At 41.8% G+C, this 25,513-nt stretch carries 29 protein-coding genes and 1 pseudogene; 6 read left to right on the top strand and 24 right to left on the bottom strand.

What is annotated here, in order from left to right; genetic code table 11:
* The 9 genes and pseudogenes from J2S25_RS15035 to J2S25_RS14995 form a co-directional block, all read right to left on the bottom strand.
* A partial coding sequence (locus J2S25_RS15035) for a helix-turn-helix domain-containing protein (protein ID WP_307192290.1) occupies positions 1-305 on the bottom strand: 305 nt, incomplete at its 3' end.
* 35 nt (positions 306-340) lie between these two features.
* A pseudogene (locus J2S25_RS15030) lies at positions 341-540 on the bottom strand (transposase).
* A 195-nt stretch (positions 541-735) separates the two neighbouring features.
* The gene (locus tag J2S25_RS15025; protein WP_307192289.1) at positions 736-2,940 is read right to left on the bottom strand and encodes a penicillin-binding protein; all 2,205 of its coding nucleotides are present in this window, start codon (positions 2,938-2,940) and stop codon (positions 736-738) included.
* Positions 2,940-3,296, bottom strand: coding sequence for a cell division protein FtsL (gene ftsL, locus J2S25_RS15020; RefSeq protein ID WP_044394854.1), 357 nt, complete (start codon positions 3,294-3,296; stop codon positions 2,940-2,942). Before ftsL ends, J2S25_RS15025 begins: the two co-directional genes overlap by 1 nt.
* A 32-nt stretch (positions 3,297-3,328) precedes the next feature.
* The gene (gene rsmH, locus J2S25_RS15015) at positions 3,329-4,267 is read right to left on the bottom strand and encodes a 16S rRNA (cytosine(1402)-N(4))-methyltransferase RsmH (RefSeq protein WP_044394852.1); all 939 of its coding nucleotides are present in this window, start codon (positions 4,265-4,267) and stop codon (positions 3,329-3,331) included.
* A 57-nt stretch (positions 4,268-4,324) separates the two neighbouring features.
* Positions 4,325-4,756 (bottom strand): division/cell wall cluster transcriptional repressor MraZ, encoded by a 432-nt coding sequence (gene mraZ / locus J2S25_RS15010; protein WP_044394850.1) that lies wholly within the window; start codon positions 4,754-4,756, stop codon positions 4,325-4,327.
* 143 nt (positions 4,757-4,899) lie between these two features.
* A complete protein-coding gene (gene bshC, locus J2S25_RS15005; protein WP_307192288.1) occupies positions 4,900-6,534 on the bottom strand; it encodes a bacillithiol biosynthesis cysteine-adding enzyme BshC in 1,635 nt (544 codons plus the stop codon).
* 176 nt (positions 6,535-6,710) lie between these two features.
* Positions 6,711-7,103 carry a DUF3397 domain-containing protein gene (locus J2S25_RS15000; protein WP_307192287.1) on the bottom strand — a complete coding sequence of 131 codons (393 nt, stop codon included), beginning with the start codon at positions 7,101-7,103 and terminating at the stop codon, positions 6,711-6,713.
* The gene (locus J2S25_RS14995) at positions 7,100-7,996 is read right to left on the bottom strand and encodes a 2-dehydropantoate 2-reductase (protein WP_307192286.1); all 897 of its coding nucleotides are present in this window, start codon (positions 7,994-7,996) and stop codon (positions 7,100-7,102) included. Before J2S25_RS14995 ends, J2S25_RS15000 begins: the two co-directional genes overlap by 4 nt.
* Before the next feature lie 1,459 nt (positions 7,997-9,455).
* Here J2S25_RS14995 and J2S25_RS14990 point away from each other — a divergent pair.
* On the top strand, positions 9,456-9,923 hold the full coding sequence (locus tag J2S25_RS14990) for an N-acetyltransferase (protein WP_044394842.1): 468 nt from the start codon (positions 9,456-9,458) through the stop codon (positions 9,921-9,923).
* A 48-nt stretch (positions 9,924-9,971) separates the two neighbouring features.
* Here J2S25_RS14990 and J2S25_RS14985 read toward each other — a convergent pair whose 3' ends face one another.
* From J2S25_RS14985 to J2S25_RS14970, 4 genes are all read right to left on the bottom strand, one after another.
* Positions 9,972-10,598, bottom strand: a complete 627-nt coding sequence (locus tag J2S25_RS14985) for an RsfA family transcriptional regulator (RefSeq protein WP_044394840.1) — start codon at positions 10,596-10,598, stop codon at positions 9,972-9,974.
* 75 nt (positions 10,599-10,673) lie between these two features.
* On the bottom strand, positions 10,674-11,432 hold the full coding sequence (locus J2S25_RS14980; RefSeq protein WP_044394838.1) for an enoyl-CoA hydratase/isomerase family protein: 759 nt from the start codon (positions 11,430-11,432) through the stop codon (positions 10,674-10,676).
* A gap of 102 nt (positions 11,433-11,534) precedes the next feature.
* Positions 11,535-11,708: a 50S ribosomal protein L32 gene (gene rpmF / locus J2S25_RS14975; RefSeq protein ID WP_023615018.1), complete on the bottom strand. Its 174-nt coding sequence runs from the start codon at positions 11,706-11,708 to the stop codon at positions 11,535-11,537.
* Positions 11,709-11,788: 80 nt separating this feature from the next.
* Positions 11,789-12,313 (bottom strand): YceD family protein, encoded by a 525-nt coding sequence (locus J2S25_RS14970; RefSeq protein WP_044394835.1) that lies wholly within the window; start codon positions 12,311-12,313, stop codon positions 11,789-11,791.
* 146 nt (positions 12,314-12,459) lie between these two features.
* Here J2S25_RS14970 and J2S25_RS14965 point away from each other — a divergent pair, with 146 nt between their 5' ends.
* Positions 12,460-13,674, top strand: coding sequence for a nucleotidyltransferase (locus J2S25_RS14965; RefSeq protein ID WP_307192285.1), 1,215 nt, complete (start codon positions 12,460-12,462; stop codon positions 13,672-13,674).
* Between the two features lie 14 nt (positions 13,675-13,688).
* Here the strand turns inward: J2S25_RS14965 and J2S25_RS14960 are convergent, their stop codons facing one another.
* Positions 13,689-14,714: a SepM family pheromone-processing serine protease gene (locus J2S25_RS14960; protein WP_307192284.1), complete on the bottom strand. Its 1,026-nt coding sequence runs from the start codon at positions 14,712-14,714 to the stop codon at positions 13,689-13,691.
* Positions 14,711-15,526, bottom strand: coding sequence for a patatin-like phospholipase family protein (locus tag J2S25_RS14955; protein WP_198528206.1), 816 nt, complete (start codon positions 15,524-15,526; stop codon positions 14,711-14,713). Before J2S25_RS14955 ends, J2S25_RS14960 begins: the two co-directional genes overlap by 4 nt.
* A gap of 268 nt (positions 15,527-15,794) precedes the next feature.
* Here J2S25_RS14955 and spoVV point away from each other — a divergent pair, with 268 nt between their 5' ends.
* Complete coding sequence (gene spoVV, locus J2S25_RS14950; protein ID WP_307192283.1) at positions 15,795-17,018, top strand: dipicolinic acid transporter SpoVV; 1,224 nt, start codon at positions 15,795-15,797, stop codon at positions 17,016-17,018.
* 97 nt (positions 17,019-17,115) lie between these two features.
* Here the strand turns inward: spoVV and coaD are convergent, their stop codons facing one another.
* The 6 genes from coaD to J2S25_RS14920 all read right to left on the bottom strand — a co-directional run bounded on the left by coaD (position 17,116) and on the right by J2S25_RS14920 (position 20,164).
* Complete coding sequence (gene coaD / locus J2S25_RS14945; RefSeq protein WP_307192282.1) at positions 17,116-17,628, bottom strand: pantetheine-phosphate adenylyltransferase; 513 nt, start codon at positions 17,626-17,628, stop codon at positions 17,116-17,118.
* On the bottom strand, positions 17,628-18,200 hold the full coding sequence (gene rsmD / locus J2S25_RS14940) for a 16S rRNA (guanine(966)-N(2))-methyltransferase RsmD (RefSeq protein ID WP_307192281.1): 573 nt from the start codon (positions 18,198-18,200) through the stop codon (positions 17,628-17,630). Before rsmD ends, coaD begins: the two co-directional genes overlap by 1 nt.
* A gap of 385 nt (positions 18,201-18,585) precedes the next feature.
* Entirely contained in the window at positions 18,586-18,861 is a 276-nt protein-coding gene (locus J2S25_RS14935; protein ID WP_044394821.1) for a YlbG family protein, read from the bottom strand.
* A gap of 85 nt (positions 18,862-18,946) precedes the next feature.
* Positions 18,947-19,357, bottom strand: a complete 411-nt coding sequence (locus J2S25_RS14930) for a YlbF/YmcA family competence regulator (RefSeq protein ID WP_044394860.1) — start codon at positions 19,355-19,357, stop codon at positions 18,947-18,949.
* Positions 19,358-19,505: 148 nt separating this feature from the next.
* Complete coding sequence (locus J2S25_RS14925; protein WP_307192280.1) at positions 19,506-19,745, bottom strand: YlbE-like family protein; 240 nt, start codon at positions 19,743-19,745, stop codon at positions 19,506-19,508.
* A gap of 17 nt (positions 19,746-19,762) precedes the next feature.
* A complete protein-coding gene (locus J2S25_RS14920) occupies positions 19,763-20,164 on the bottom strand; it encodes a YlbD family protein (protein WP_044394815.1) in 402 nt (133 codons plus the stop codon).
* A gap of 180 nt (positions 20,165-20,344) precedes the next feature.
* On the opposite strand from J2S25_RS14920, the gene J2S25_RS14915 reads away from it, so the two are divergent.
* Entirely contained in the window at positions 20,345-20,836 is a 492-nt protein-coding gene (locus J2S25_RS14915) for a PaaI family thioesterase (RefSeq protein ID WP_307192279.1), read from the top strand.
* Between the two features lie 368 nt (positions 20,837-21,204).
* Positions 21,205-21,357: a hypothetical protein gene (locus J2S25_RS14910; protein ID WP_307192278.1), complete on the top strand. Its 153-nt coding sequence runs from the start codon at positions 21,205-21,207 to the stop codon at positions 21,355-21,357.
* A gap of 454 nt (positions 21,358-21,811) precedes the next feature.
* Here J2S25_RS14910 and J2S25_RS14905 read toward each other — a convergent pair whose 3' ends face one another.
* Both J2S25_RS14905 and J2S25_RS14900 read right to left on the bottom strand, forming a co-directional pair.
* Positions 21,812-22,861 (bottom strand): CAP domain-containing protein, encoded by a 1,050-nt coding sequence (locus J2S25_RS14905; protein WP_307192277.1) that lies wholly within the window; start codon positions 22,859-22,861, stop codon positions 21,812-21,814.
* A gap of 904 nt (positions 22,862-23,765) precedes the next feature.
* Positions 23,766-24,194 carry a CBS domain-containing protein gene (locus J2S25_RS14900; protein ID WP_128721489.1) on the bottom strand — a complete coding sequence of 143 codons (429 nt, stop codon included), beginning with the start codon at positions 24,192-24,194 and terminating at the stop codon, positions 23,766-23,768.
* A gap of 237 nt (positions 24,195-24,431) precedes the next feature.
* Here J2S25_RS14900 and J2S25_RS14895 point away from each other — a divergent pair, with 237 nt between their 5' ends.
* On the top strand, positions 24,432-24,791 hold the full coding sequence (locus J2S25_RS14895) for a YugN family protein (RefSeq protein ID WP_307192276.1): 360 nt from the start codon (positions 24,432-24,434) through the stop codon (positions 24,789-24,791).
* A 357-nt stretch (positions 24,792-25,148) separates the two neighbouring features.
* On the opposite strand, the gene J2S25_RS14890 is transcribed toward J2S25_RS14895, so the two are convergent.
* A complete protein-coding gene (locus tag J2S25_RS14890; protein WP_307192275.1) occupies positions 25,149-25,388 on the bottom strand; it encodes a hypothetical protein in 240 nt (79 codons plus the stop codon).
* Between the last annotated feature and the right edge of the window lie 125 nt (positions 25,389-25,513).

The following is a 25,513-nucleotide window of genomic DNA, read 5'->3' as shown; positions in this document are numbered from 1 at the left end:
GGAAATTCTGCATTTCCTTCAAAGAAATTCTTATAAGCCGTCTGCAAATTGATTTGTGCGTTCGCTAAAGCTAGCGAATCCACTTCTTTTAGAAACGGAAATTCATCTTTGTATTTGGCAGGAGTCGGAAACTTTTGCTTTTTAAGTGCTTCTTTATCGTCTTTGAATTTTTCATAAGTGTCCTTGCGTTCAGCTAACATCTTGTTATAGACAAAACGAACACAACCGAAAGTTTTGGCTAAAAATAAGGCTTGTTCTTTGTTTGGCAACAATCGAAATTTGAAAGCTTTGTTTTGTTTGGTCATATCCATTCACCTCACTTTTGACCTTGGTTTTCAATCTATTTTTTGATGGCATCAATTGGAGCACCGCCTGTTGTAAGCAGGAAGAAACTCCTTGACCAGAACATTTCTTTCCGTAGCTTTTTTCTGATAAGCGGAAAATATCCTCAGTGTCAAACACTTGTTTGCGATATTTTACAACCAGTACAAGATGATAATACATCAAGAATACTGAATGATTATTACTGTCTAATTTCAATGATAAATCAATTTTATTCTATCTAAGACTGATTATACCCAAACCTTTGGCTAAAGCCAACCAAAATTCATCTCCCACCTACTCATTGGGCTTTAGCCCTTCCCATTCCTTGAGGATGGGAGACTTCTTTCGGAAATCCGTTAAAATGTTAGTCGTTAGCCTTTCTTTTTTATCATGAAAAAACAGAGGACTGGCTTAGCCGCCAACTTCCTCTGTTTTTTCTGGTTTTTTTAAAGATTTTTCGAATTGCTGCAGCGGCGTTTCGAGCTGAACAATAAGGTTTTCGCCTTCCTTGATCGGCAAACCAGGTTTTAGGCTCTGACTTGTTACATATCCGCTCCCGGCTTTATTCAACTTAACCCCGGTTAGCTGGGCAAGCTTCATGACATCCCTTAGCGACCAGTCTGTCATGTCAGGATAGGTCATAGCACCCGAAGTTTTCACGATGATTTTTTCGCCTTCAAGAGCTACAATATCGCCACCTGGCAATTGATTCTGCACCTTATTCCCATCTCCAATGACTACAGTCTGAAATCCTTTCGACTCTAGCAACGTCTTCGCTTCTCCTGGTTCCATTCCTGTTACATCCGGAATTGGACTGGAATCAGCTTTCTCCCTAGTGGCAGGTTTGATATTTAAATATTGAAGGCTACTTTGCATAACAGACTTAAAGATCATGGATGTAGGAATGGAACCTTTATAGTATTGGTCAATATTTGGCTGCTGGACAGCGACATAGACAATCAGCTTAGGATCGTCCTTTGGAGCCATGCCAAGAAACGAAAACAAGTAATTACTTTCGCCGCTTAAATATTTTCCGTTTTCCGTAATATTGGCTGTTCCCGTTTTTCCAGCAACTTCATATCCATCGATGGCATAAGATTTCCCAGTTCCATGTTCCCCTGTTATCACCGTGCCTAATACGTCTCTTACTTCCTTTGCTGTCGCAGCTGAGATCGGCTGGCCCACAGTCTCAGGCTTTTGCTGATTAATGACTTTTCCAGTATTTGGATCAACGATCTTATCAATTACCCGCGGTTTCATCATTTTCCCATCGTTTGCTACCGCGGTGGCAGCCTGAATTAACTGGATCGGGGTAAACGTCGATCCCTGGCCATAAGCAACCGTCACTTTTTCAACTGGATATTGATACTGGATTTTTCCTACAGCTTCGTTTGGGAGGTCAATGCCAGTTGGCTCGTCAAAGCCAAAATCAGTCAAGTATTCACGAAACTTATCAGTACCAATTTTCTCATTGACAAGCTTAGCAGCTGCAACATTGGAAGACCGCTGTATCCCTTCTAGATAAGAAATCATCCCCCACCCCTGGCGGTTGTTGTGATCTCCGATGGGCACCGAGTTTTCCGTTACGTTATAGGACCCAGACTTATACTTCTCATTTGGATTCCATTTGTTTTCCTCAATTGCCGCTGCAAGCGTGAATATTTTCATCGTCGAGCCTGGCTCAATCGGTGTTTCTACAATCTCATTATGCCAGCTCTGATCCAAACCTTCTCTAGTGGACGGGTGGAAGCTTGGCCGTTGTGCCATCGCAAGGATATCACCTGTTTTCGGGTCAGCAACCACCACGAGAATTTTTTTCGGCTGATATTCTTTATCCACCCGCTCGACAGCATCTTCAGCAAATGTTTGGATTTTCTTATCAATCGTTAAATAAATATCATCGCCATCTTTTGCCGGAGTAATTTTTTCTTCCGCATCAGGAAGCAGCAATCCCCATAAGTCACTTTTGAAGTTAATCGAACCGTTCTCACCAGTCAATTCCTCGTTCATCGCTTCCTCAATGCCAAGTTTTCCAACGGAAATTGACTTCTGATCATCTATTTCTTTCTTTTCGACAAAGCCTACCAAGTGAGATGAAAATATACCGTTCGGGTAAAACCGTTTTGAATCTTGTAAAAAAGTTATTCCTGGAAGCTTTTCTGCTTCCATCTCCTGTTTCGTTTTATAAGAAATATCCCGGCCGGCATTTCCAAATTCAACCTGCCATGCCCCTTCTTTTGTTAACCGCTTGTAGATATCAGATTCGCTCATATCAAGATACTTCGCCAGTACAGCGGCTGTTTTCTCCGGATCCTTTACGTGTTGTGGCTTATTTTTATTTGTTGTAACCGATTCATCAAGGATGGCGACCAGCGTATAGGAAGTGGTGTCTTCTGCAACTACTTCGCCTTTGCGGTCAAAAATCGTCCCCCTGACAGCCTCAATCACTTTTTCATTGGAATATTTTTGCTGTGCTCTTGCTGCCAGTGCTTGTCCATGAACTTCACCTGTGACCTGGATGGAGACAAACCTGAATAACAAGATAAAAAAGAGCAGGCTAAATATTACGAATAATACCGCTGCTCCTGCATTCATATTTGGCTGTTTCTTGCCCATCAGTTTTCCACACCTTTAACATTGTTTTCATTCAATGTTAGACCGAGCTTTTCTGTCACCTGTTTGATTCTTTCATAGGTACTTAATTCGCTAATCTGGTTTTCAAGATCACTATTAATCTTTTGCTGTTTCTGAATATTGCCTTCAACTAGTTGGATTTCTTTGTTGACTTCGTAAATAGCTGCCTGTTTTGAAACCATGAATGTTGCGCCGAAGCAAACAGTTACCCCGAACACAAACATCAGAAATTTTTCGCCGGGCGTAAGTATCGAATGACGTTTTTCCGGCGCTTTTGCCGGTACCTGAACCGTTTGCTGCTGTTGTTCTTGCTGCAATTTTCTAGCCAGATTGCTCATTTTTTCCCCTCCTGAAATTTTTTAGGCATAATTTACATTTTTACTTTTTCAGCGATCCGCAGTTTCGCAGATCTTGCCCGGTTGTTGAATTCCAGCTCTTCCTCGGACGGAAGAATTGGTTTTCTGGTAATCAGCTTCAATTTAGGTTGAAACTCATCCGGAATGATCGGCAGTCCATGTGGAAGCGATGGTGTTTCACTAGCTTTTTTTAAGGTAACCTTACAAATCCTGTCTTCAAGTGAATGGAAGGTGATAACACTGATTCTTCCTCCTACGGAAAGAAGTTCGATTGCCTGTTCCAGTGATTTTTCAAAGACACGAAGTTCATCGTTAACAGCGATTCTCACAGCTTGGAAAACTCTTTTCGCCGGGTGACCGCCTTTTCTTCTGGCAGGTGCTGGTATCGCATCCTTGATCAACTCAACAAGCTCACTAGTAGTTTTAATAGGAGCATTTTCGCGCGCAGCTTCAATCTTTCTTGCAATTTGTTTTGAAAATTTTTCTTCCCCGTACTGAAAAAAGATTTTGACCAATTTCTCATAGGGCCACTCATTTATTACATGATAAGCAGATAATGGCGCATCCTGGTCCATCCGCATATCAAGCGGGGCATCATGATGATAACTAAAGCCACGCTCTGGCGTGTCAAGCTGGGGAGAAGAGACTCCGAGATCGTAAAGGATCCCATCCACTTCCATTATCCCTTGGTTTTCAAGCTCGTCCTTTAGGTGAAGAAAGTTGCTTTTAATGATTGTCAGTCTGTCCCCATACGGAGCAAGCTTCTCTTTCGCATTTGCAATGGCGACATCGTCCTGGTCAAACGCGTATAGCTTACCATTTTCTGATAGCTTGGACAAAATCAATTCACTGTGGCCTGCGCCACCGAGAGTGCAATCCACGTATGTACCGTCAGGCTTGATATCGAGCCCGTCTACTGTTTCTTCCAATAACACTGTTGTATGTTTGAACATTAAAATCCACCTTTCCAATCGAGGAGCAGGTAATATTATATCAGAATAATGTTACCCTTAAATATCAAATCCAATCATATTTTCCGCAATTTCAGCAAAAGATTCCTCAGATTCTGCGAAATATTCTTCCCAGATGGCTTTGCTCCAAATTTCAATTCGACTGGAAACACCTAAAATCACACATTCTTTCTCAAGCTTGGCGTAATGCATCAACGGGGAAGGAATATTGACTCTCCCCTGTTTGTCAATTTCACTCTCGGTAGCACCCGAAAAGAAAAATCGGGTAAATGCACGTGCATCTTTTTTCGTCAGCGGAAGCCCTTTTAACTTTTCCTCAATCACTGACCATTCAGAAACGGGATAGCCAAATAAACACTGGTCAAGCCCACGGGTAAGAATGAACATTTCACCCAGGTGTTCACGGACCTTGGCAGGGATGATCAATCGGCCTTTGCTATCAACATTGTGATGGTATTCACCCATGAACATGCCACTACCCCCACTTTCTAAATATAATGTACCACATTCCCCCACTTTTCACCACCGTATTTTAAATATTCTCTATGCAAACACGAAATCCTTTTCTTTCTATAAAAAAATAAGCTCCATCCGGAAAGGATGGAGCGCTAATTTTACAATTTTATGATTTTATGGGTACCATCGAACTGATAATCCAGCTTTGCTAATTCAGGTACAAGATCCAATCCATATTTGTTTAGATAGTAGAATGGATTCCAGACTCTTTCCTGAGGCGCCCCGCCAGGTCTCAGCGCGTTCTCTACTCTTGAAAACTTTTTTAGAATATGATCGTGCTTGCGGAAAATTGCCTCTTTGATTTTATCTTCCATTAAGGTGATTTGATTCAGCAAAATCGATTCATTCTTTTGCAGCATCGGCATTAATACCGGATCGATTTCGTTTGATTTTTCACGGATAAGTTGATATTGACCTGCCAGCATGCTCTTCACCTGAGCAAATAACTCCTCTATTTCCCGATCCTTCAGTGCATCGATGAACTCCAGTTCATGTCCGCTTGTGCCTGAAATCAACACTTCTTTCAAGTCCAGATTCAATTCATCAAGATCCGATTCGATCGCCCTTTCCAATAAGGTGATATTCAATCTTGGGACAAGCGGAGGCATTTTGAGACCAAAATGCTCGAAAACAAGCTTTAGCTCTGCCCAGTAGGCGATTTCTCCAGGACCTCCAATGAAAGCAATTGTTGGGAAAAGCAATTCTTGCATTATCGGACGGGTAACGACATTATTGCTGAGTTTTTCCGGAAACTCACTCGCAATCTCCATCAATTCATCATATGTAAAGCTGACTTCGCCGTTTTTTCCTGCAAATTTTCTACTTTCAGGGTCGAATTGAAGCAAAATCCGCTGATTTTCCCGTTCATCATAAAAGAACAGGTTAGCAGTATTTTCATTGATTTCTATCATTTTAGCAAAGCCAGCTGCCTTCGTATTTTCCTGTTGATCAAGGACCGCAGAAGTAATTTCACGATGATTTTTAATTTGTTTGATAAAGTACTCTTTTTCAAGCTTCCGCAAGTCTTTATTTCCGGAGTCAACAATCAACAGACCTGAGTCCTTGAAAAGCTCCATTATGATGGTAGCAAAAAAGTCCACGAACGATTCGGCTTTCTTCAATGATTCCATCGCAAAGGCTAATATTTCTTTCGTGTATTTTGTTTCGCCGTAAGTTTCGATGATTTCCTCCACCCAGGAATAACACAAATCACGGTTGATACACACTTCGGAAATCATCTGTTTCTCAAGACTTTTTTCCGGGTAGATCCACTTCTCCTGCCTGTTGTCCTTCATGATGTATACATGATTGACTTCATGGTAGTCATGATCTTCTCCGGCAATCCAAAATACCGGGACGACTGGGACGCCAAGTTCCTGCTCTTTTTGTTCAGCAAGCTTAATAATAGAAATCACTTTATGAATCGTATAGAGCGGTCCTGTCAGGATACCAGCCTGCTGGCCGCCAATGACGGCAACGCTGTTTTCTTTCCTGAGCTTCTCGATATTCTCAGCAATTCGATCAGACTCTGGGTAACGTGACATCAGATTTTGAATATGATCAGCAATTTCCTGCCTCATAAAGCTTCTATTTTTCAATTCATCCAGCCGATGAACGTATGAATTCGCATCCGTATAAGGATAATGAAAGAACCGTTGAAGTTCAGGGTTCCCAGCAAGGTAATCTGTCGCAAACCGGTTCGCGGCCGGAAGTGAGAGATTCAACATCTCCATTAATCTGTACTTCCTTTCTCGTTAACAATTTTCACTGTAATGAGTATAGCATTGTTTGAAATGAAATGAAAAAACTTTGCCTTCCGAAATTTCTAACATTCCTCCGCAACTAACTTAAGCTATTTTCCGAAGAAACAACAAATGTTGGACCACTAAACATTCGGTCCAACATCAAGTCAAGCAAACAAGAATATCAGTCGCTTATATAATCCAACTAACACAAGAATGATATAGGCTGAACTAAAAAGCAGAAAATTCAATCGCCAAAACCCTTTAAAAACTTTTGACAGAACAATCTCCTGTTTATATTGCCAATGAAGCCAGACAAAAATGGCCGCCAAACCAAACAAAATAATCAATAAAAGCCAAAAATACGATTTTCCCCAAATCGTAACAATCAAAAAATGAACAGACAGTACAAGCAATAACGTGCTGAAATCAATAGCTAGATTGACAGACAGACGATGGTTTCCAGTGATTTGCTTAGTGATGATGAAAACAGCGAGATAGCCAACGATTGGCACTGTAATCAATATGGCGACAATTACAGAGAAGAATTCAGACATCATCCTCCCTCCCTTTCTTGTTCCTTCCCCTTGATGCAATGATAATAGTTATGTATTAATGGAGCTTTCATCTTTTTATTTTTTGATAATTCGAGCAAGTAGCCGAGGATAGCGTCAATCTCAGTCGGTCTGCCATTTTCCATATCCTTATACATTGAGGAATGGTTGTATTCCGTTTTTTTACATACTGTTATCAGATTTTGAAGGTAAACTTCCTCCTGGTCGAGGCCAAGGACAAGGGCACATTCTAAAAAAAGTTGCTTGAAGATTTCAAAGTAAAAAGGATTATCGACCAGTTCACCATTCCTGACTTGCAGAACGGAAGTCAACGGATTGATGACTGCGTTAACCACCAATTTTTTGATAAGCATCTCATTATAATCTGGTTCCAATAGAACTGGAAAGTCGGCAGGAGCATTCTTTGCTAGTTCTCTGAGAAGATGGGATTCTCCTCGGAAAACTGCTGTTCTGGTGACTCCGCTGCCATTGTGCTGAACAGTGTAGTCGTTTACCCTAACAACTCCATGTTCGACCGATCCCACAAAAATATTCTGCGCCTGGATCTCCGAGATCATCTCAATATGACTGTAGCCGTTTTGCAGGAATAGAATACTATCTTCCACATTTGCCTTCAGTTCCTCCATTAGTCCAGAAAGCTGGTATTGTTTCACAGCCACTATCGTTACCTGTTCTTTTCCTCTCCAATCTTGGATGCCAGCAGCGGCAATTTTCAGCGGCTGCAGAGCTATGCCGTCTTTTATAAGATGCAGTCCGTTTTTCGTGATCTCGTCTGCCTGCTCCTTTGTCCGCGTGTAAATGCAAACTTCGTTTTGAAATCCAAGGTAGTAGGAAAATAGTAAACCTAATGAACCGCCGCCAATTATCGCTATCTTCATAAAAATCCCCTCATTGAACGTGCTTGCACTCCTCTATATTGTGTACCACTTAAAAATCAATCACATAGGAAGCAACCGTTACATCTTTAGTCCTATTTTAGCAGAAACAAAGACGTCAATGGAAGAAAGGAATACCGATTTTTCATACGAAAAACCGGGCAAAAACCGTCCGGTCCTTTTTTGGTTTAGGCTGATAATCGATTTTCACTCCAGAAACTCGCTTTCCGCGGAGCAACAGGGGAGTCTCCTCCTCGCTTCGCTCAAACCTATTCCGATAGCAACCGAGCCTATCACCATCCAAATAAATAATTTCACCCCAAACCTTCACAGGATCGGTTTTTTTGATAAGAACATAGAACCTGTCAAAATAGCGGGGCTTTCTTGACAACTTTTCGCTCGCTACCCTCAAACCTGTCAAAATAACGGGGTTTTCTTGACAACTTTTCGCTCGCTACCCTCAAACCTGTCAAAATAACGGGGTTTTCTTGACAACTTTCCGCTCTACACCCTCAAACCTGTCAAAATAACGGGGCTTTCTTGACAACTTTTCGCTCTACACCCTCAAACCTGTCGAAATAACAGGACTTTCTTGACAACTTTCCGCTCTACACCCTCAAACCTGTCAAAATAACGGGGCTTTCTTGACAACTTTCCGCTCTACACCCTCAAACCTGTCAAAATAACGGGGCTTTCTTGACAACTTTTCGCTCTACACCCCCAAACCTGTCAAAATAAATTTGTCCAGCACCAGCATATAGCCCAACGCTTAGGCAAGCCGTTTGCCGCTAACTCCTCGAAACGTTTTTCGCCTTCGTGTCTATCAACAAAAAAGATTCGTTTAAAAAACATTTGGCTCCATGTCTCGATTTTCCCGCAATTACAAAAAAGGGTAAGCATATAAATTCTGATATTATAAGAAAAGCGCAAGCACCTTGGTCAACTCCAACAAGCGCTGCCCGCCTAGAACGCCTCGTCCTGTGGCTGGCGGGTCTAGCACATCCTGTGCCTCGGAGGGCCTGACAGTGAAGTCGTTCTTTGACTTCATTGGCAGGACCGAATCGTCTCGAGGAGTTAGGAGCCGCAGCTAGAAAAGCGACTCGAGGGGCTAGGAGTCTGTTCGACGGAGTGAAATCCACGTATTTTTATTCAAAATGAATGTTTTTATACAATAAAACGGATGAATAGGAAGCATTCTGGCATAATTATACGCTAAATAATTTTTATCGGACAGACTCCTAGGCGCTGAAGCTGGACCATTCTTTGAAGTGAATTTATACTTATCTTAATAAAACGGAGATAATTTGAAGCAATCGATCCCGCAAAAAATAGAATCACTTTCTAATATTTAAATGCAGAATTTTTCATGTTTTTATAATATAATAATAACAAATGTAAAAATCCAGCTGCCAAATTCAGATTAGAAATTATGGATGATCGGCGGCTAGGCAGGGGAGTGTTCATGGTGAAAGTAGAGAAACTTAAAATTAATTATAAGACATTAGAAGAATTTAAGAAATTCAAGGAGTATGGGCACCAGGAGCTGTCCATGCTGGAGGATCTGGAAGCGAATATCGTAGAAAATGATAGCGATTCGCCGTTCTACGGTATTTATTTCGGCGACAAACTTGTCGCGCGCATGAGCTTATATCAGGTAAAGAAACAGTTTGACCGCTACTTTGAGCCTTCTCAGGATTATTTGGAGCTCTGGAAGCTGGAGGTATTGCCGGATTACCAGGGAAATGGTTATGGCACAGCACTCGTTGAATTTGCAAAAAGCCTTGGCCTGCCAATTAAGACAAATCCTCGGATAAAATCTCAAGAATTCTGGGAAAAGATGGGCTTTACCCCTGTTCATTACGATGTGGAAAGAGACCGCGGTGAAAATCCGCTTGTCTGGTATCCTGCCGGTGTAACAGAACAAGTCTAGCCATTCTAAATTAATAGCGCCTGCCAGTTCTGGCAGGCGACTTATTATTTATTTTTCAACCTTTTCCAGGTTTCCCTTTCCCTCCACTTGAAAATTCATTTTCTGCTGTTTTTCTTCGTCCTTTGAACCGACTCTTTTTTTGGCTCGCTCCATAATATCAATCAGAGCACGATAGTCCTCTTCCATCGATTTCAGCTTTGTCTCTAATTTTTCATTTTCTGCAGACAAGTAATAGATTTGCTTTTCTAGGCTATGAATTTTTTCTTGCTGATCATCTTGACTGTTAAGGGTTCCCGCTTTTTGGTAGAGCTCATCAAGATACTGTTTTACTGCTTCCATACTTAAATTTACATCCTTTTTCTGTTTTTCTTGAACCATGTCAGGTGCATCGTTTGCCTTAGCCTGTGTTTGAGCAGCTCCCGTTATTCCCTGTTCTTTTCCTTGCTTGTTTGCTTCCTTTCGCTGCTTTTTAGCTAGTTCAATTCCCGATTTATATTGCTTCCTCACATAAGAATTCCAGCGAAAACCACAGGCGGCGGCCGTTCTTGACAGCTGTTTTCCAACTTCCTCAAAAGCTTTCAATTGCGTGCCGCCTTCGCGGATATTGCGCAATACTACTTCAGCAAGCAATAAGTCTTCGTCCTGTGACCAGGCATCCTGACGGGTTAGTGGCATCAGAAAATCCCTCCTATTGTTTTTATTCATTCTTATGCCTCTAATAGGAAAGATAGAATGATATATCAGCCAATATTATTTTTTTTTGCTGATGAATTCATCCACTTTTTTGTTATGGGCTTCATCTTCCCATAACACAGCGCATCTTTTCGCTTCTGCTGCCATCCTCTCTCTCATTGCTAATAGCTCCCATTTTTTATTCATTAATGATTTATAAGCTGCTAGTACAGTTGTCTCTTTTTTTAAGCTTTCTTTCATGAACATGCGACAAGCATCAATAGGGTCTTCCATATAAATATCATGCAAAAATCCAAGTTCAAAGAGTTCTTCTGCAGTATGAATTTTTGCATCCATAAGCATTTTCATTGCAGCATGAGGAAGCTTTTCCAAAAGGATAGAGCCTCCTCCCCAGCCAGTGGTGATCGCCAGGTTTCCCTGGACAAAACCGGCTTTTATTCCCGCCTTACCGATCCTGAAATCGCAGGCTGCAGCTATTTCACAACCTCCTCCAACAGCTGTACCATTGAGAATTGCAATGGTTGGTTTAGGCAGTGTCAGCAGCTTATATAAAATCTCCGCCATCCGCGATAGCATTCCATACGCCTGTTCCTCCGTCTTCAATTGGTGAAAGGCAACCAGGTCCCCTCCCGAACAAAAAGCAGCGTCGCCTGCTCCTATAATGGCAAATACTTTAACTTCAGGGTCAGAAGCCATTTCTATCGCTTTTTCCAGACCTGCCATTATTTCAAAATTAATCGCATTTCTCTTGGCAGGTCTGTTGATCGTAAAACACAGTATTCCGATACTTTCTTGTGAAATTATGTAAGAGTCCATCTTTCCCCTCCTCGTATCATACTAGCCCCTCTATTGTAACATTTCCGATAATGCAAAAAAGCACAGGATGCATCTGCATCCTGTGCTTTTTTCGAAAGAAGATTAGTCATTGACAACTTCTTTTCCTTTGTATGTTCCGCAAGCTTTGCACACACGGTGAGCAAGTTTCATTTCACCGCAGTTAGGGCATGCTACCATACCCGGAACTTGTAATTTAAAATGAGTACGGCGTTTTCTTTTCGCAGTTTTAGATGTTCTTCTAAATGGTACAGCCATTCTTCCCACCTCCTTAAAAGGAATAAGAAAGTTTATGAAGGCCAGTCCTTTTCTGGACCTCCACGCTCTTTTTTCATTCGTTAGTCAGAGGAATCCTTGGAATCCTCAAAGAATTTTGCAAGTCCGGCAAGCCGGGGATCAAGTTTTTCGGATTTCTCCTGTTCCTCGATTACTTCCCAACCCTTACCTGACTGGGGTGCGCCTTCTTGACCAGTGTTATCATCGCAGAATACTTGGATGGGCACTTCCACCAGTAATATCTCCCTAATGATTGGTTCAAGATCAATGACATCGCCTGTTGCTTGATGAACTTCCTCGTCAGCCTCATAATCGTAGCTGTTTAGCATGAAAGTTTCAGTAGTTTCCACATCTATTGGATATTTTACATCAACCAGTGTCCGTGAACAAGGCAGGATCAGATGACCATCAATCCGAATATGGAATGTCACTCTAGTAGCACTGATATCCGCCCTACCGGTTAGATGGATGGGAGATACCTTTCGGATGGTAGGTTCTGTTTCCATAATGGAGTCCATTCGAACAAACTCGTCAATTAGAAAGTCCTTATTTCGATGTTTTTGTATCTGACTTATTGTCCATTTCATAAAATCACCCCAAGGCAACAAAAGTAATTATAGCCCTTTGCGTAATCATTTGTCAATATTTTTTCTTTACACTATAATTTACATAAATACAATAAATTAAACTTCCAAACAATGCAAGATACATCATAACACGAAGGGGTACAAGAATGAAAGCTGTTGGCGTTGTCGTTGAATATAATCCTTTCCATAATGGCCATCTGTTCCATGTCCACCAGGCAAAAAAACAATTCGATGCTGATATAGCTATCGCCGCAATGAGCGGGAATTTCCTTCAGCGTGGGGAACCTGCGCTAGTCTCCAAATGGGCCAGGACAAAGATGGCACTTGCTGCCGGTGTAGATATTGTGTTTGAACTACCATACCGGTATGCGACTCAGCATGCTGAAATTTTCGCTGAAGGAGCTGTTTCTATCCTGTCTGCAGCCGGGGCTGACATACTCTGTTTCGGAAGTGAATCAGGTGACCTGGAAGCTTTCAAACGGACGATTGCCTTCCTTGCAGAAAACGATGATCGATTCCAGGAAAAAATCAGGCTATATTCAGCGGAAGGAAATAGCTACCCTAAATCAATCGCGCTTGCATTTCAATCCCTTTTTCCCTCAGAAAACTTCGTTGATCTTTCTCAGCCAAATAACATTTTGGGAATGCATTACATGCAGGCGATCCTAAGACAGGAGAGTCCAATGGAGGCACAGACGATTACGAGAAAAAGCTCCGGCTATCATGATGAGTACTTCGCTTCTGCCACCATCGCCAGCGCGACCAGCATCCGCAAGGCATTGTTCGGTGCTGCCGGTGAAATGGAATCCATCAGGCAATACGTTCCCGAGTCAACCTACAGCTATTTGATCCAGTACAAGAGGGAGTACGGTGGCTTCCATTCATGGGAAAATTACTGGCCGTTATTAAAATACAAGCTAATGCAATGCGGTCCTGATGAGATTAAAGAGTTCTATGAAGTCGAAGAGGGACTGGAAAATCGATTGATTGCCGCTGCGTCAACCGCTAACACCTTCCAACAGTTCATGGAAGCCATTAAAACGAAACGATATACATGGACCAGGCTGCAAAGAGTTTGCCTACATATTTTAACCAATACGCGTAAGAAGCAAATGGAAACCTCCAAAAGGACGGCAGATTATTTGAGATTATTAGGAGCAACTGAAAAAGGACGTGCCTACTTGAACTATAGGAAAAAGGATTTCAGCCTGCCAGTTATCTCCAGGTTATCCGCATTTTCAGGTCCTGATCTCGAGCTCGATATCAAAGCTGCCAAAATTTATGCACTTGCCCAAAATGGCAATAGCCAGGAAAAGCTGCTTGCTGAAGAGTTCGCACAGCCGCCTATTATGCGAAGCTAGAAAAATCACGCTGTTCAGCGTGATTTTTCTTTTAGATTCTCCAGATAGGATACAGCTTCATCGAAAGTATCGACTGGAATGATTTTCATATTCGTTTTGATATCTTTTGCCGCAATCAGTGCTTCTTCGTAGTTTGAGCCCTTCATTCCTTTTTCAAATGGTGCAAAAAAGAATTCCACACCTGCCTTATCCGCTGCTACTACTTTTTGCTGGATTCCGCCGATTCTTCCAACCGTACCATCGGGGCTCATCGTTCCGGTGCCAGCTATCTCATATCCTTTTGTTAAATCCTCCGCGACCAATTGATTGTAGATTTCCAATGAAAACATTAACCCAGCTGATGGTCCGCCGATTTCATCAGATTGAACTGTTACAGCTGGTTCAACATTTATTTCTTTATCATCGACAAGCTGAATACCTACTACTGGACGATTGCTTCCATCATCAAGAGCCTTTAACGGGATTTTTACCTGATTTGTTTTCCCGTTGCGCTTGTATGCAAGATTTACAGTATCGCCTGGCTTTTTTGTACTAATGTATTTAATGAATTCATCTGATGAAGAAAATGCAGTATCATCCACTTTGTAGACGAGGTCTCCTGGCTTCAATTTCCCATCCGCTGGCATTCCTTCCATCGTTCTAAGCACATAAACGCCTTTATACATATAGTCAACAGGCTTTCCAGCTTTTTTATAGGCAACCTCGATTGCTGCTGTCTTAGAATTATCCATCATGTGAAGTTGGCGAATATTGTATTCTTCATCTGATTCATCCGCTGCCCTGATCTCTTCAACAGGATAAATTTCCTGGTATTTACTTACCTTAGCGATGACGTAAGCATAAATATTAGCCCTGCCCATCCGGACGGTTGTCAGCATGAAATTGCCTTCCTCGTCATTACCGCCTTCCACCTCAACGATCGGTTCCAGCTCTTTTGCCATTCCGGGCTTTGTTACATAGTATGGTAAATAATAAAATGAACTAACAATAATGAAAATAGCTGTCAATATAGAAATGCCTATCGATGTCTTTCTGCTCATTCTGTTTGGGGCCCCCTCCATTGTCCAATGGTTTGTTTAATTTTATCGATATGCTTTCTTGCTTCTTCTTCACCAATTGTAATGATTTCTTCGATATTCGTAAATGCTTTTGAGTTAAACATCTCAACGGGCGGTCGGATCATCACATCTGAGGCAACCTCGCGATTGGCAACTAGCTCCATCTGCATAATATCGATACTTTGCATGATTACGTCAAATATGGAAGTCACTTCCTCGTTGATTTTCACATTCGAAACATCAACGGCGATGACGATATCTGCTCCCATTTCCTTGGCAACTGAAACGGGGATCCGGTCCACGACTCCGCCATCAACAAATAAGCGGCCACCAAGTTTCTCCGGCACAAAAATACCCGGTATTGCAATACTAGCCCTTACCGCTTCCGCAACTGGGCCCTGTTTGAATACTACCTTCTCACCCGACATAAGATCTGTTGCTACAATTCCAATGGGGATATCCAGTTCCTCAATCATTTTGCCGTGTGTAAAAATTCTGATGAGCTCTTTGACTCTTTTCCCTGCAATAAATCCCATCTTTGGAACTGTAAAATCAAGATAATATTTCCGTTTGAATACCTTTGATAATTTATAAAGCCGTTCCACGTCCAGCCCTGCACCGTAGAATGCAGCAACAAGAGCCCCCATGCTGCTTCCAGCTATTAAATCAATGGGGATACCCTCGTCCCGAAGGACCTTTATGACACCTAAATGGGCAAATCCTCGTGCACCACCAGAACCAAGGGCTAAACCGATTTGTGGTCTTGTCAAAGCTCTTCCCTCCCTTATACTCATGTTTTTTTGATACATCGCAAACTTGGTCTAAATTGAAGTTTAGCGAGTATATTGATTTATATGAGGACAAGGCTGAAAACTGATCATTTTTTTAGGATAACTGGTGGTGAGAACCGGCCTTTTTAAAAAAAGGAATTTTTACTAAATATAACAGCCTTCCATGTACATAGATCCAGCTGGCTTGAAAAATGATCGGCCGCTAAGATCACTTTATTTTACCATTGATTAAAAAAGTTTCACAGCAAGACCGTAGGAAGGAGATTTGTACGTGCTAAAATCGAGATTAAAAACCCTTTTCCTTGCAGCCTCCGTCACCTTTTTGGCTGTTTCACTCATCATCTTTCCCCAGGAATCCTTTGATGCTTCCATTAGGGGATTGAATATGTGGTGGGAAATTGTCTTCCCCTCCCTCCTTCCGTTTTTCATCTTATCCGAAATGCTGATTGGACTTGGAGTCGTCCGTTTTATCGGGATACTTCTCGAGCCTTTGATGAGACCACTTTTCAAAGTACCGGGGGTAGGCGGTTTTGTCTGGGCGATGGGGATCGCTTCGGGATTTCCAGCAGGAGCGAAGCTGACGGCTAGGATGCGTCAGGAAGGGCAGCTATCAAAAATTGAAGCAGAACGTCTAGTTTCTTTCACAAATTCCTCCAATCCGTTGTTTATTTTCGGAGCAGTTTCAGTCGGCTTCTTTTACAATGTCCATCTTGGGGTCATCCTTGCGCTGGCACATTATCTGGGCAACATCAGCGTCGGATTGATGATGAGATTTTATGGGAGGAGCGAAGAACGTACTACAACAGATAAAAAGCCAAAAATATCGCTAAGGGATGCCTTTGCTGCATTGCATAGAGCTAGGGTCCAGGACAACCGGCCAATCGGAAAGCTTCTCGGAGATGCCGTAACGTCTTCCATCCAAACACTGTTGATGATCGGGGGATTCATCATCTTGTTCTCCGTTATTAACAAACTATTATTTCACCTGCATATTACTGTATTCCTTGCTAAATTTCTGGAAGACATCCTCGTAATGCTCGGAATGACAGGTATGCTCAGCCTGCCATTCATATCCGGATTATTCGAGATAACACTTGGCAGTCAGATGACCAGCCAGGTTCAGGACGCAACCTTAATGCATCAGGCTATCATCACAAGCTTCATCCTTGCATTCAGCGGTTTTAGTGTTCAGGCACAGGTAGCTAGCATTCTCGCACAGACAGATATCCGCTTTCAGCCATTCTTTTTCGCGCGAATCGCTCAAGGATTCTTTGCTGCGTTTTATGCTTTTCTCCTTTGGAAGCCTGTTTATGAACGCTTTTTTCAGGATGAACAACCGTCAAACGTATTGCCGGTAATGGAATACTTCACTTCAGAAGGAAGCCGCCTTGCCGACACATACAGCCGCATTGTTACAGCAGGACCATTGATCACGATTGGCAGTTTGCTTGTTTATATTTGGATTCTCGGGATCCGACTCCTGGATAAAAAATAACGGACATCTCTGTCCGTTATTTTTTATCCAGCACCAAATTCTATTTGAAACGGGTGATTTACCGTATATTTATACGCTAAAATCATCTTAAAGACCCCTAACACCTTAAGTCGTTTCCGTTTTTCTTATCATCATCGAATTTTTTCAGTAAGGCTTCTTCGACTTCATCAGGAACCAATTCGGAGATTTTTCCACCGTACCTGGCAACTTCTTTCACTATGCTGGAACTTAAGAATGAGTATTGGTTATTCGTCATGATGAAAAACGTTTCAATTTTGTCATCCAAAACTCTGTTCATTGAAGTGATTTGCATTTCATACTCGAAATCCGAAACGGCACGCAACCCCCTGATGATCGCCTGGGCATGGACACCATCGGCATAATCAACCAGCAGTCCCTGGAAGGAATCTACTTTTACATTTGGAATCCGTTTGGTGACCTGGTTTATCAAGTCCATTCTTTCTTCTACTGAAAATAGCGGTTGCTTTGAAGAATTATTCAACACGACGATATAAAGTTCATCGAAAACCTTCGCGGCCCTTGTGATGATATCCAAGTGCCCGTATGTAATAGGGTCGAAACTGCCTGGACAAACAGCAACTCTTGCCACTATACTTCCCCCTCATCTTCTGCTTGCATTTTATATAGTGTTATTCCGATAATACCATAAGATTCATTTCTAGTTTGCACTAATTTCCCTATTTTTTCAGGCAGGCTGATAGAGGAGGAATGTTCACAAATAACCATTCCTTCCTGTTGAATAAGTCCATCTTTGTCGATCATTTCCATTAGCAGCACCAGCTGTTGTTTTTGGTAAGGAGGGTCCAGGAAAACGAAATCAAACACCAGTTTTCTTTTTTGAATCGCCTTCAAGGCTCTGATTGCATCGTTTCGATAAACCTCTGCTTTCTGTTCCAGACCACAAGATTTTAAGTTTTCATTTATAACATGAATCGCCTTTCCATCACGGTCAACAAAAATGACCTGATCCAGTCCTCTGCTAAGTGCCTCGATTCCCAAGCCTCCACTGCCGGCAAATAAATCAAGCCCAAGGCCCCCTGTAAAATAAGGACCTATCATATTGAACAAAGCTTCCTTTACTTTATCAGTAGTCGGCCTAGTAGCAGTCCCGGGCACAGCTTTCAACATTCTGCCCTTAAAATCACCTGATACAACTCTCATTTTTTTGCTCCTTAATTATGTAAGCTTTTTCACATTGAATTCCGAAAAATTACTCCCTTATCCTATCACACATCGAAAAAATTAACCAAACAATGTATATCCCTTCCTATTATGGGAAGAATAACGAGTAACAACATCAATTTGAGGATGTTGTTGCCAACCGCGGAGAAGACTTACGTTTCCCCATAAGTTCTTCCTCCGGTTTCTCCTCTCCCTTTGCCTTCAGCGCCATTGCGGTGCATGGAAGGAAGCCTTGAGCCTAAGTGGCTCAAGGTTTTGTTTTTTTAGCGGAAAGTTTCGTGGTTTTTAAGAGGCGGTGGATTTCTGGTTTTTCTTGCTTATTCTTCAAAAAAAGGCAAGGATTCCCCTGCCTTTTTTGATATGGTTATATTCCCATCTTATAGTCATATTCTTTTGCCTTGTCTGGGGAAGTATTTTCAAACTCCATTTTTAAAAATGGTTTGTAAGAAGGTTCCACCTTTTTTACGAAAGAATAGGATTGAATCTTTTCCATAAGTCCTTCTGTCTCGTCGAGATTGCAATAAATAACAGCATATTTTAACTTTTTAGAGACAAAATGGACATTGCCAAATCGTCTGAGCATCTTGGCCTGTTTCAACGAATACAGCCATACAATGATTCCTTGCCTCTGTCCTATCATATTCTTTTCCCCTTCGGTAACCGTTTCCTTTGTACTAGTCTAGCATACAAAAACCTGTTTTTTCAATCATGTTCGTCTTTTTCTGTTAGGCGGAACATCCACAGCTTCCTCCGCTGCCGCATCCCCCACTGCAGGAGCTTTCAAAAAACGGGTTTCCAGTTGGTACTTTCACACTGTCGGAAACAGATCTGCCGATTATGACGCTTACTTCATCAAGAAGGCTTTGTAAATCATTTTCCGCTTTCTTGAATTCAGCAATTACCAAATCAATATCGAGCTCTCTTTTAACAAGACGGATCTTGCCCATGATATCCTTGTAATCAGGATGGTATTTCCCGAAACGCTGGACCTCTTCATAGCGATCCTTCATATCGACAAATTCACGGACCTTCCTTTGTGTTTCGGCATTGGTTTTAACCTTATATAAGCATTCCCGATAATATTCGGCAATATCTGATTGTAAAATCATGCTGACTAACTGTTCAGCTTCTTCCATTAATAAGACTCTTTCTGATGTAACAGCAAGCAATGCTATCTCACCTCCGAACCCATTTTACCATGAAACTGCCAGAAAAGCTAAGCTTTCTGGTCCGCAGGCCGGTACACGTAAAAGAAACCACTGCCTATTCGAGCAGAAAGCTTTATCATGACTGTGAATTCATCGTCGAGAACATCTGCATCATCATCGATGCCATTTGTACATTATTGGAGAACTTCTGAACTCGATGGGGGATGGTTTTTTCAAAATGATGCAGTGCCGCAATTTGCGCTGCATGCAAACTCCTAGGATCCCGGCTCAGCTTCCTGTACCAATGGGGCTGTGCCCGGACAAACTCAATCAATTCCTTATTTGATCGCAACTGATCCATCACATCTCTTCGCATCTTTTTCGGCCTCCATTCTAATCCTTCCTAAATGAAAAGGGATTGGAGGGACCTGAATTGTTTGACCCTTGAGACCCGCCTGCTTTCCCCTGGAACTGGGAAAGCACGCCCTGGATCGCTCCGAGTGCCTGACTGATATTGTTCATCTGCCCTTGCACCTGAGCGGGGTCCATATTTTTCACTGCCCCCATAATGGTACCGAGCCAATCCGTTTTCTGTTCCTTGTCTTCGTTTTTCTTGTCCTTTATGTTATCTGAAATAGTATTCCATCTTGGGTCGTCTTCCCCAAGCAAGTACCATTCCTCGAACATTTCCTGCCAGGTCGTTTCCCCCTTCCGTACTTGCTGTGCCAGGTCCGGGTGTTCTTTGACAAATTCCTTGAACTTTTCAACAGAGGGATGAAGTTTCTTTTTCGCCATGCTTTTCACCTCACAGTGTCACAAATGCCTATAATATCATATGACACATGCAATGAATGGTGAAGATCGGATAGTTCCCAATCGCCATCAATTTTGGTAAAGTAGAAACAACAATTAGGCTTTGATAAAATAAGGATTAGAATCACAGAAGCAGAGCCATTTAGAAAGAGGTTAATCATAGTGAAAAAAGATTTACATCAACTTTTGGACGAATGCATCTCGCATTCGGGTGAACAGGAATTAGCAGCACTTCAAACTGTGCTCACCGGAATCAAGAATAAATTGGATGGCAAAAATAGTACGTATATCGATGGCCTGATGCATATGGATCGGAGACTCGATGATCAAACATGCGAAATTGATATTCCAATTACAAGCGTACTTGACAATACACTAGGGATAGTTCATGGGGGATTTACCGCCACTTTACTGGATACAACAATGGGAACATTGGCGAACAAATTGGTTCCAGACGGCTACGCAGCAGTGACATCGCAGCTTAACATCCATTTTCTTGCCCCGGGGATCGGCGATAAACTCCATTGCAAAGCCTCGCTGATTCATAAAGGAAGAAGCACCCTAGTCCTTGAAGCCGATGTATTCCGGTCGGACGGGAAAAAAATTGCCTCCTCTTCCGGAAGCTTTTTCGTTATCGAAAAACAGCATAAATGATTCCATCTGGAAGAGGAAACCACAAAGAGAATCAAAATAACGAGGATTTCTTGACAGGTTTGCCTCTTCTCCCTCCAAACCTGTCAAAATAACGTCCTTTTCTTGAAAACTATGCCTTCTCAAACTTCTAAGTGGCAAAATCAGTATCTAAAATCTTTCGAAATTTGCTAATTTAAAGGTGCATCTTTCAACTCTTATACAACTCCAATTGTTCTTTAAATGTAGTAGGTGGTTTGATGTTAATAAATAAAGCACAAATAAAACCCGAATTTTTTTGTAATCCTTTTATTCTCTGGAACCCTCAATTATTATAGTAGTAATATATATATTTACTGGAAGGAATAAAAAAATTTACAAGGGGGGACTATATGGATATTTTCATGGTTATAATTTTTATTTTAATAGGTATCCTTGTACAATATGCAATCATAGAGTTAGCAGTAAAGCGTGGGATAGACGCATCTGAGACAAAAGAAATATTAGAAAAAATTCTAAAAAATCAAGAAAAGAATAATAAATGAATTTAATTATTTAGAATATTGATAGATGTAGTAGAGGAATGTACATATAGAAAATTGGAAATCACAACTCCTCAAGTTTTATATGGTTCGTGGTTTTTTACTGTAAAAACTACCATAAGGGCACCTTTCAAGCGGAAAGATACCCTTATGCAGGCATTTCTACCTCTATAAGGGCATCTTTCAAGCGGAAAGAACCCTTATGCCAGCATTTCCACCTCTATAAGGGCACCTTTCAAGCAGAAAGATACCCTTATGCAGGCATTTCATCAGATAACACATTATTATTAATCCTCATCTTTAAAATATGATTGGCTTCCCTCCAATGTCTCGAGGAGTTAGGTGCCGCAGCTAGACAAGCGACTCGTGGGGCTAGGAGTAGACAATTCTCGAAGGGAATTTTATACTTTCTATTCTAGACCCCAGCTTGGCGGGAGAATACCTATATGAGATGCCATTACGGTTGATTCCATTTTTTTAAAAAATTCTGGGTATAATGGTTTTGATATACTCCTACCCCTAGATGGGAAAATTCTTCATTTAATAGCGCCTCACGGTGAGGTTCACTATTCAGCCAGCCTTCTACCACCGCTGGCGCATCCATATAGTTGGCCGCAATGTTTTCCCCGGCCACTTCATATAATATATCAGCCGCGCTTAGTCTTTCTGACAGATTGCCGTACTTTTCCGATTCATGAGAAAAATAATCTTCGATTGCCATATCTTTGCTGTGGGCATAAGCCACCTCTGCTGTTTTTTCGTCCCACTCAAGTAATGGGAGTTTATGCCTCGCCCTGATCACATTGGTTATGTCAAAAATTTGTTTCTGCTGGCCAGCTTCCACCCTAACCCAGTCGCTTTCGGTTAACGCAGGGGGATCGACCAGCGTTCCTCTGTAAATCATCTCATACGGCCGCTGTTTAATGATTGTCTCCTTATCCATATACCGAATGCTTGATACGGAACTCGTGAATTTATCGATATAAAGCTGTACGAAGTAGTCACCCATCTTAACGAGTGGCCTTGTGTTCATATCCTGTTCCGATAGCTCGAATTTGAAAGTGCTCCCATTATATTCGAACGTCACTTCTGGTTCAATCACATTCATTGAAAAAATATCTTCGATCGGCTGGCCAATTTCAAATGGCATTACGTCCACCTTCTGGCCTGTCCCATAGGCTGTGACTACCTTATCATTTAAGATACCGGCTTGAATATAGTGATCGGAGGCTTGGTTGAAGATCCACCAATGAAAACCAAATGCAGATAGGTCCACTCTATCTGGATTGCCAAGAACTCCTTTTAGTCCATCTATGTCTTTTCCCAATAAAGAGGCTAAACCTTGCTGCGGCTGTTCGACGCCATTGCTGATTTTTTGTTCTTTGATCTCCTTTTCAAGAGTTTCATCCACTTTAGAAGCTGGTTTCTGTTCGACTACTAAATCATTATTTTTTTCTTCGTTATAACCGATGTATAAACCTATTAAAAGAAAGATTGCAACAAACACCAATATCCTTCCTAACGTTCGCAGATGAATCCCCCCTTATTCGTGTCAACAAGTATTGCTATTCTCTCTATCACTATATGAGCGATTTTAACTTTTATTATATCATTTATTTTGATCTTTATAATAGGACTGCGCATTGGTCGTTAGACACTTTGCCTCATCTGAACAAAAATTTTTTTCATAAGAAAAACCGGGCAAACTGCGCCCGGTCCTTTTTTGGGTTTGGCTGATAATCGATTTCCACTCCAGAAACTCGCTTTCCGCGGGGCGACAGGTGAGCCTCCCCTCGCTTCTCTCAAAACTTTCCGATAGCAACCGCGCCTATCACCATCCAAATAAATAATTTCACCCCAAACCATCACAGGATCGGTTTTTTTGGGGCTTTCTTGACAACTTCCCGCTCTACACCCACAAACCTGTCAAAATAAACGGGCTTTCTTGACAACTTTTCGCTCTCCACCCCCAAACCTGTCAAAATAACGGGGCTTTCTTGACAACTTTCCGCTCTACACCCCCAAACCTGTCAAAATAACGGGGCTTTCTTGACAACTTTCCGCTCTACACCCCCAAACCTGTCAAAATAACAGGGCTTTCTTGACAACTTTTCGCTCTACACCTCCAAACCTGTCAAAATAACAGGGCTTTCTTGACAACTTTTCGCTCTACATCCTCAAACCTGTCAAAATAAATTTGTCCAGCATTAGCGCATAGCCCAACGCTTAGGCAAGCCGTTTGCCACTAACTCCTCGAGACGTTTTTTGCCTTCGTGCCTATCAACAAAAAAGATTCGTTTAAGAATATTTGGCTCCATGCCTCGATTTTCCCGCAATTACAAAAAAGGGTAAATATATAAATTCTGATATCATAAGAAAAAGCACCCGTGACAGTGGGTGCTTTTTCCTTACTATTGGATGTGATTTTCGGATTCTGAGATTTCGGTTAATGCATAACGAGCTTGATCGTCTGTCATCTCATCGACAGCAAAATCACCAAGTGCCACTATTCCTACCAATTTATCTCCTTCGACCACAGGGAGCCTTCTGATCTGGTGTTTCGCCATTAGGCTGGCAGCTTCTGTCGTGGACATATCGGGTGTAGCTGTAACAAGATGGTCACTCATAACCCTTTCCACCTTTGAGGAAGGTGGATGTTTTTCTGCTATCCCTCTAATGACGATATCACGGTCGGTAATCATCCCTGCCAGTTTATCATGATCAACAATTGGAATCGCTCCTACATCGAGTTCCTTCATCTTCACTGCTACTTCGAATACATTATCCAGCAAGGTACAAGTTTCCACATCGCTCGTCATAATATCACGGATTTTACGCACGGTTATTTTCCTCCTTTTTCGTCCAGATTAACCTGATCGTTATTATGGTTGCCGTGATTTAGCTATTTATGCCAAAAAAAATTAGATCTTAAAATATCCTGTATTGAAAAAACGCAGGAAAGATGGAAAAATGCTTTATATTCATTGCAACTTAAACATATTTTTACTATTATTAAAATGGAGATATACCAAATTATAGCGCGATTCGCTTTCCATTGGTTATTAGGAGGGAACAGGATGAAATTTGAAAATACAGGTATTGAAAATCTTAAGGCGGACTTGAACCGACTCGATGAGCTTATGCTCGACTATGGTCTTGTTCGTGAGGGACAATGGGATTACGAGCGAGTAACTTATGACAAAAAGCTCGTCATCAAGGAAGGTACATATTATCTACGTGTCCAGGGTTATGCCCACGAGGGTGATGTTGGAGCACACAAAGCAATCATTCAGCTGATGACTCCTTTGCTCGGCAAACATTATTATCCGCACGGTGTGGAATATGGGGAAGGGGAACACTTTCCAAAATCATTGGTTAACCAGTGTGAAAAACTTCTGAAGGAAGTAAAAGCAGAAATCGAAAAATTTGCTATCTAGAAAGAAAAGCGCAAGCGCCTTGGTCAGCCCCGACAAGCGCTGGAGGGGCGCACAGTGAAGTCGTTCTTTGACTTCATTGGGCGGACCGAAGCGACTCGAGGGGCTAGGCGATGGAGCTAGACAATTCTCGAAGTGAATATTAAACCTTCTTAATCTAGAAAGAAAAGCGCAAGCGCCTTGGTCAGCCCCGAAGCTCGACAATTCTCTAAGAATTTTATATTTGTTATCTCACAAAGAAGGTGCATTTATTGCGTCTTTTTTGCTTTTACGCCAGTAACGATCACATCGATTTTCCGCGGCAATAAAGAGGTGTAGAGAATGATTTCCTCGGCAATGCAGCGCTGAAGCTCCATTGCACTATGATAGACGGAGTGTTCCCCTAACAATAGCGTGGACAAACACTTTTATAGTCACTTTTCCTTGTTCTAGCTCACAGCTGACTCCTTTGGCACTAAAAGAACCTTTGCGAAATACAGGTATTTGAATGGCAGAATGTTGCAGCCAACCCGTTTCATGAATGTTTGCATGGACGATGGTACAAATTGCCCGGCTTACATCGTCAAATGGAGCTGGAAGGATGTTCTCTGAAGTTTTCATTGCCTCACCCCTAGATAGTTAGGTTATCGAACAAAGTGTTTAGCCGTATCGACCATTTTTTCAACAGCAGTCCGTTTATGTCCTTATAATAGTTAAAAATGCATGAGCAAACTGTTGTTTCTTAT

This window comes from Mesobacillus stamsii, assembly GCF_030814065.1.
GTDB lineage: Bacteria > Bacillota > Bacilli > Bacillales > Cytobacillaceae > Mesobacillus > Mesobacillus stamsii.
This window is presented reverse-complemented; position numbering and strand designations above follow the sequence as displayed.

Coding starts and splice junctions, on each gene's coding strand:
- J2S25_RS15025 (WP_307192289.1), bottom strand. CDS start 2,940: ATGGGCAAGAAACAGCCAAATATGAATGCAGGAGCAGCGGTATTATTC.
- ftsL (WP_044394854.1), bottom strand. CDS start 3,296: ATGAGCAATCTGGCTAGAAAATTGCAGCAAGAACAACAGCAGCAAACG.
- rsmH (WP_044394852.1), bottom strand. CDS start 4,267: ATGTTCAAACATACAACAGTGTTATTGGAAGAAACAGTAGACGGGCTC.
- mraZ (WP_044394850.1), bottom strand. CDS start 4,756: ATGTTCATGGGTGAATACCATCACAATGTTGATAGCAAAGGCCGATTG.
- bshC (WP_307192288.1), bottom strand. CDS start 6,534: ATGGAGATGTTGAATCTCTCACTTCCGGCCGCGAACCGGTTTGCGACA.
- J2S25_RS15000 (WP_307192287.1), bottom strand. CDS start 7,103: ATGATGTCTGAATTCTTCTCTGTAATTGTCGCCATATTGATTACAGTG.
- J2S25_RS14995 (WP_307192286.1), bottom strand. CDS start 7,996: ATGAAGATAGCGATAATTGGCGGCGGTTCATTAGGTTTACTATTTTCC.
- J2S25_RS14990 (WP_044394842.1), top strand. CDS start 9,456: ATGGTGAAAGTAGAGAAACTTAAAATTAATTATAAGACATTAGAAGAA.
- J2S25_RS14985 (WP_044394840.1), bottom strand. CDS start 10,598: ATGCCACTAACCCGTCAGGATGCCTGGTCACAGGACGAAGACTTATTG.
- J2S25_RS14980 (WP_044394838.1), bottom strand. CDS start 11,432: ATGGACTCTTACATAATTTCACAAGAAAGTATCGGAATACTGTGTTTT.
- rpmF (WP_023615018.1), bottom strand. CDS start 11,708: ATGGCTGTACCATTTAGAAGAACATCTAAAACTGCGAAAAGAAAACGC.
- J2S25_RS14970 (WP_044394835.1), bottom strand. CDS start 12,313: ATGAAATGGACAATAAGTCAGATACAAAAACATCGAAATAAGGACTTT.
- J2S25_RS14965 (WP_307192285.1), top strand. CDS start 12,460: ATGAAAGCTGTTGGCGTTGTCGTTGAATATAATCCTTTCCATAATGGC.
- J2S25_RS14960 (WP_307192284.1), bottom strand. CDS start 14,714: ATGAGCAGAAAGACATCGATAGGCATTTCTATATTGACAGCTATTTTC.
- J2S25_RS14955 (WP_198528206.1), bottom strand. CDS start 15,526: ATGAGTATAAGGGAGGGAAGAGCTTTGACAAGACCACAAATCGGTTTA.
- rsmD (WP_307192281.1), bottom strand. CDS start 18,200: ATGAGAGTTGTATCAGGTGATTTTAAGGGCAGAATGTTGAAAGCTGTG.
- J2S25_RS14935 (WP_044394821.1), bottom strand. CDS start 18,861: ATGATAGGACAGAGGCAAGGAATCATTGTATGGCTGTATTCGTTGAAA.
- J2S25_RS14930 (WP_044394860.1), bottom strand. CDS start 19,357: ATGGAAGAAGCTGAACAGTTAGTCAGCATGATTTTACAATCAGATATT.
- J2S25_RS14925 (WP_307192280.1), bottom strand. CDS start 19,745: ATGCGAAGAGATGTGATGGATCAGTTGCGATCAAATAAGGAATTGATT.
- J2S25_RS14920 (WP_044394815.1), bottom strand. CDS start 20,164: ATGGCGAAAAAGAAACTTCATCCCTCTGTTGAAAAGTTCAAGGAATTT.
- J2S25_RS14910 (WP_307192278.1), top strand. CDS start 21,205: ATGGATATTTTCATGGTTATAATTTTTATTTTAATAGGTATCCTTGTA.
- J2S25_RS14895 (WP_307192276.1), top strand. CDS start 24,432: ATGAAATTTGAAAATACAGGTATTGAAAATCTTAAGGCGGACTTGAAC.
- J2S25_RS14890 (WP_307192275.1), bottom strand. CDS start 25,388: ATGAAAACTTCAGAGAACATCCTTCCAGCTCCATTTGACGATGTAAGC.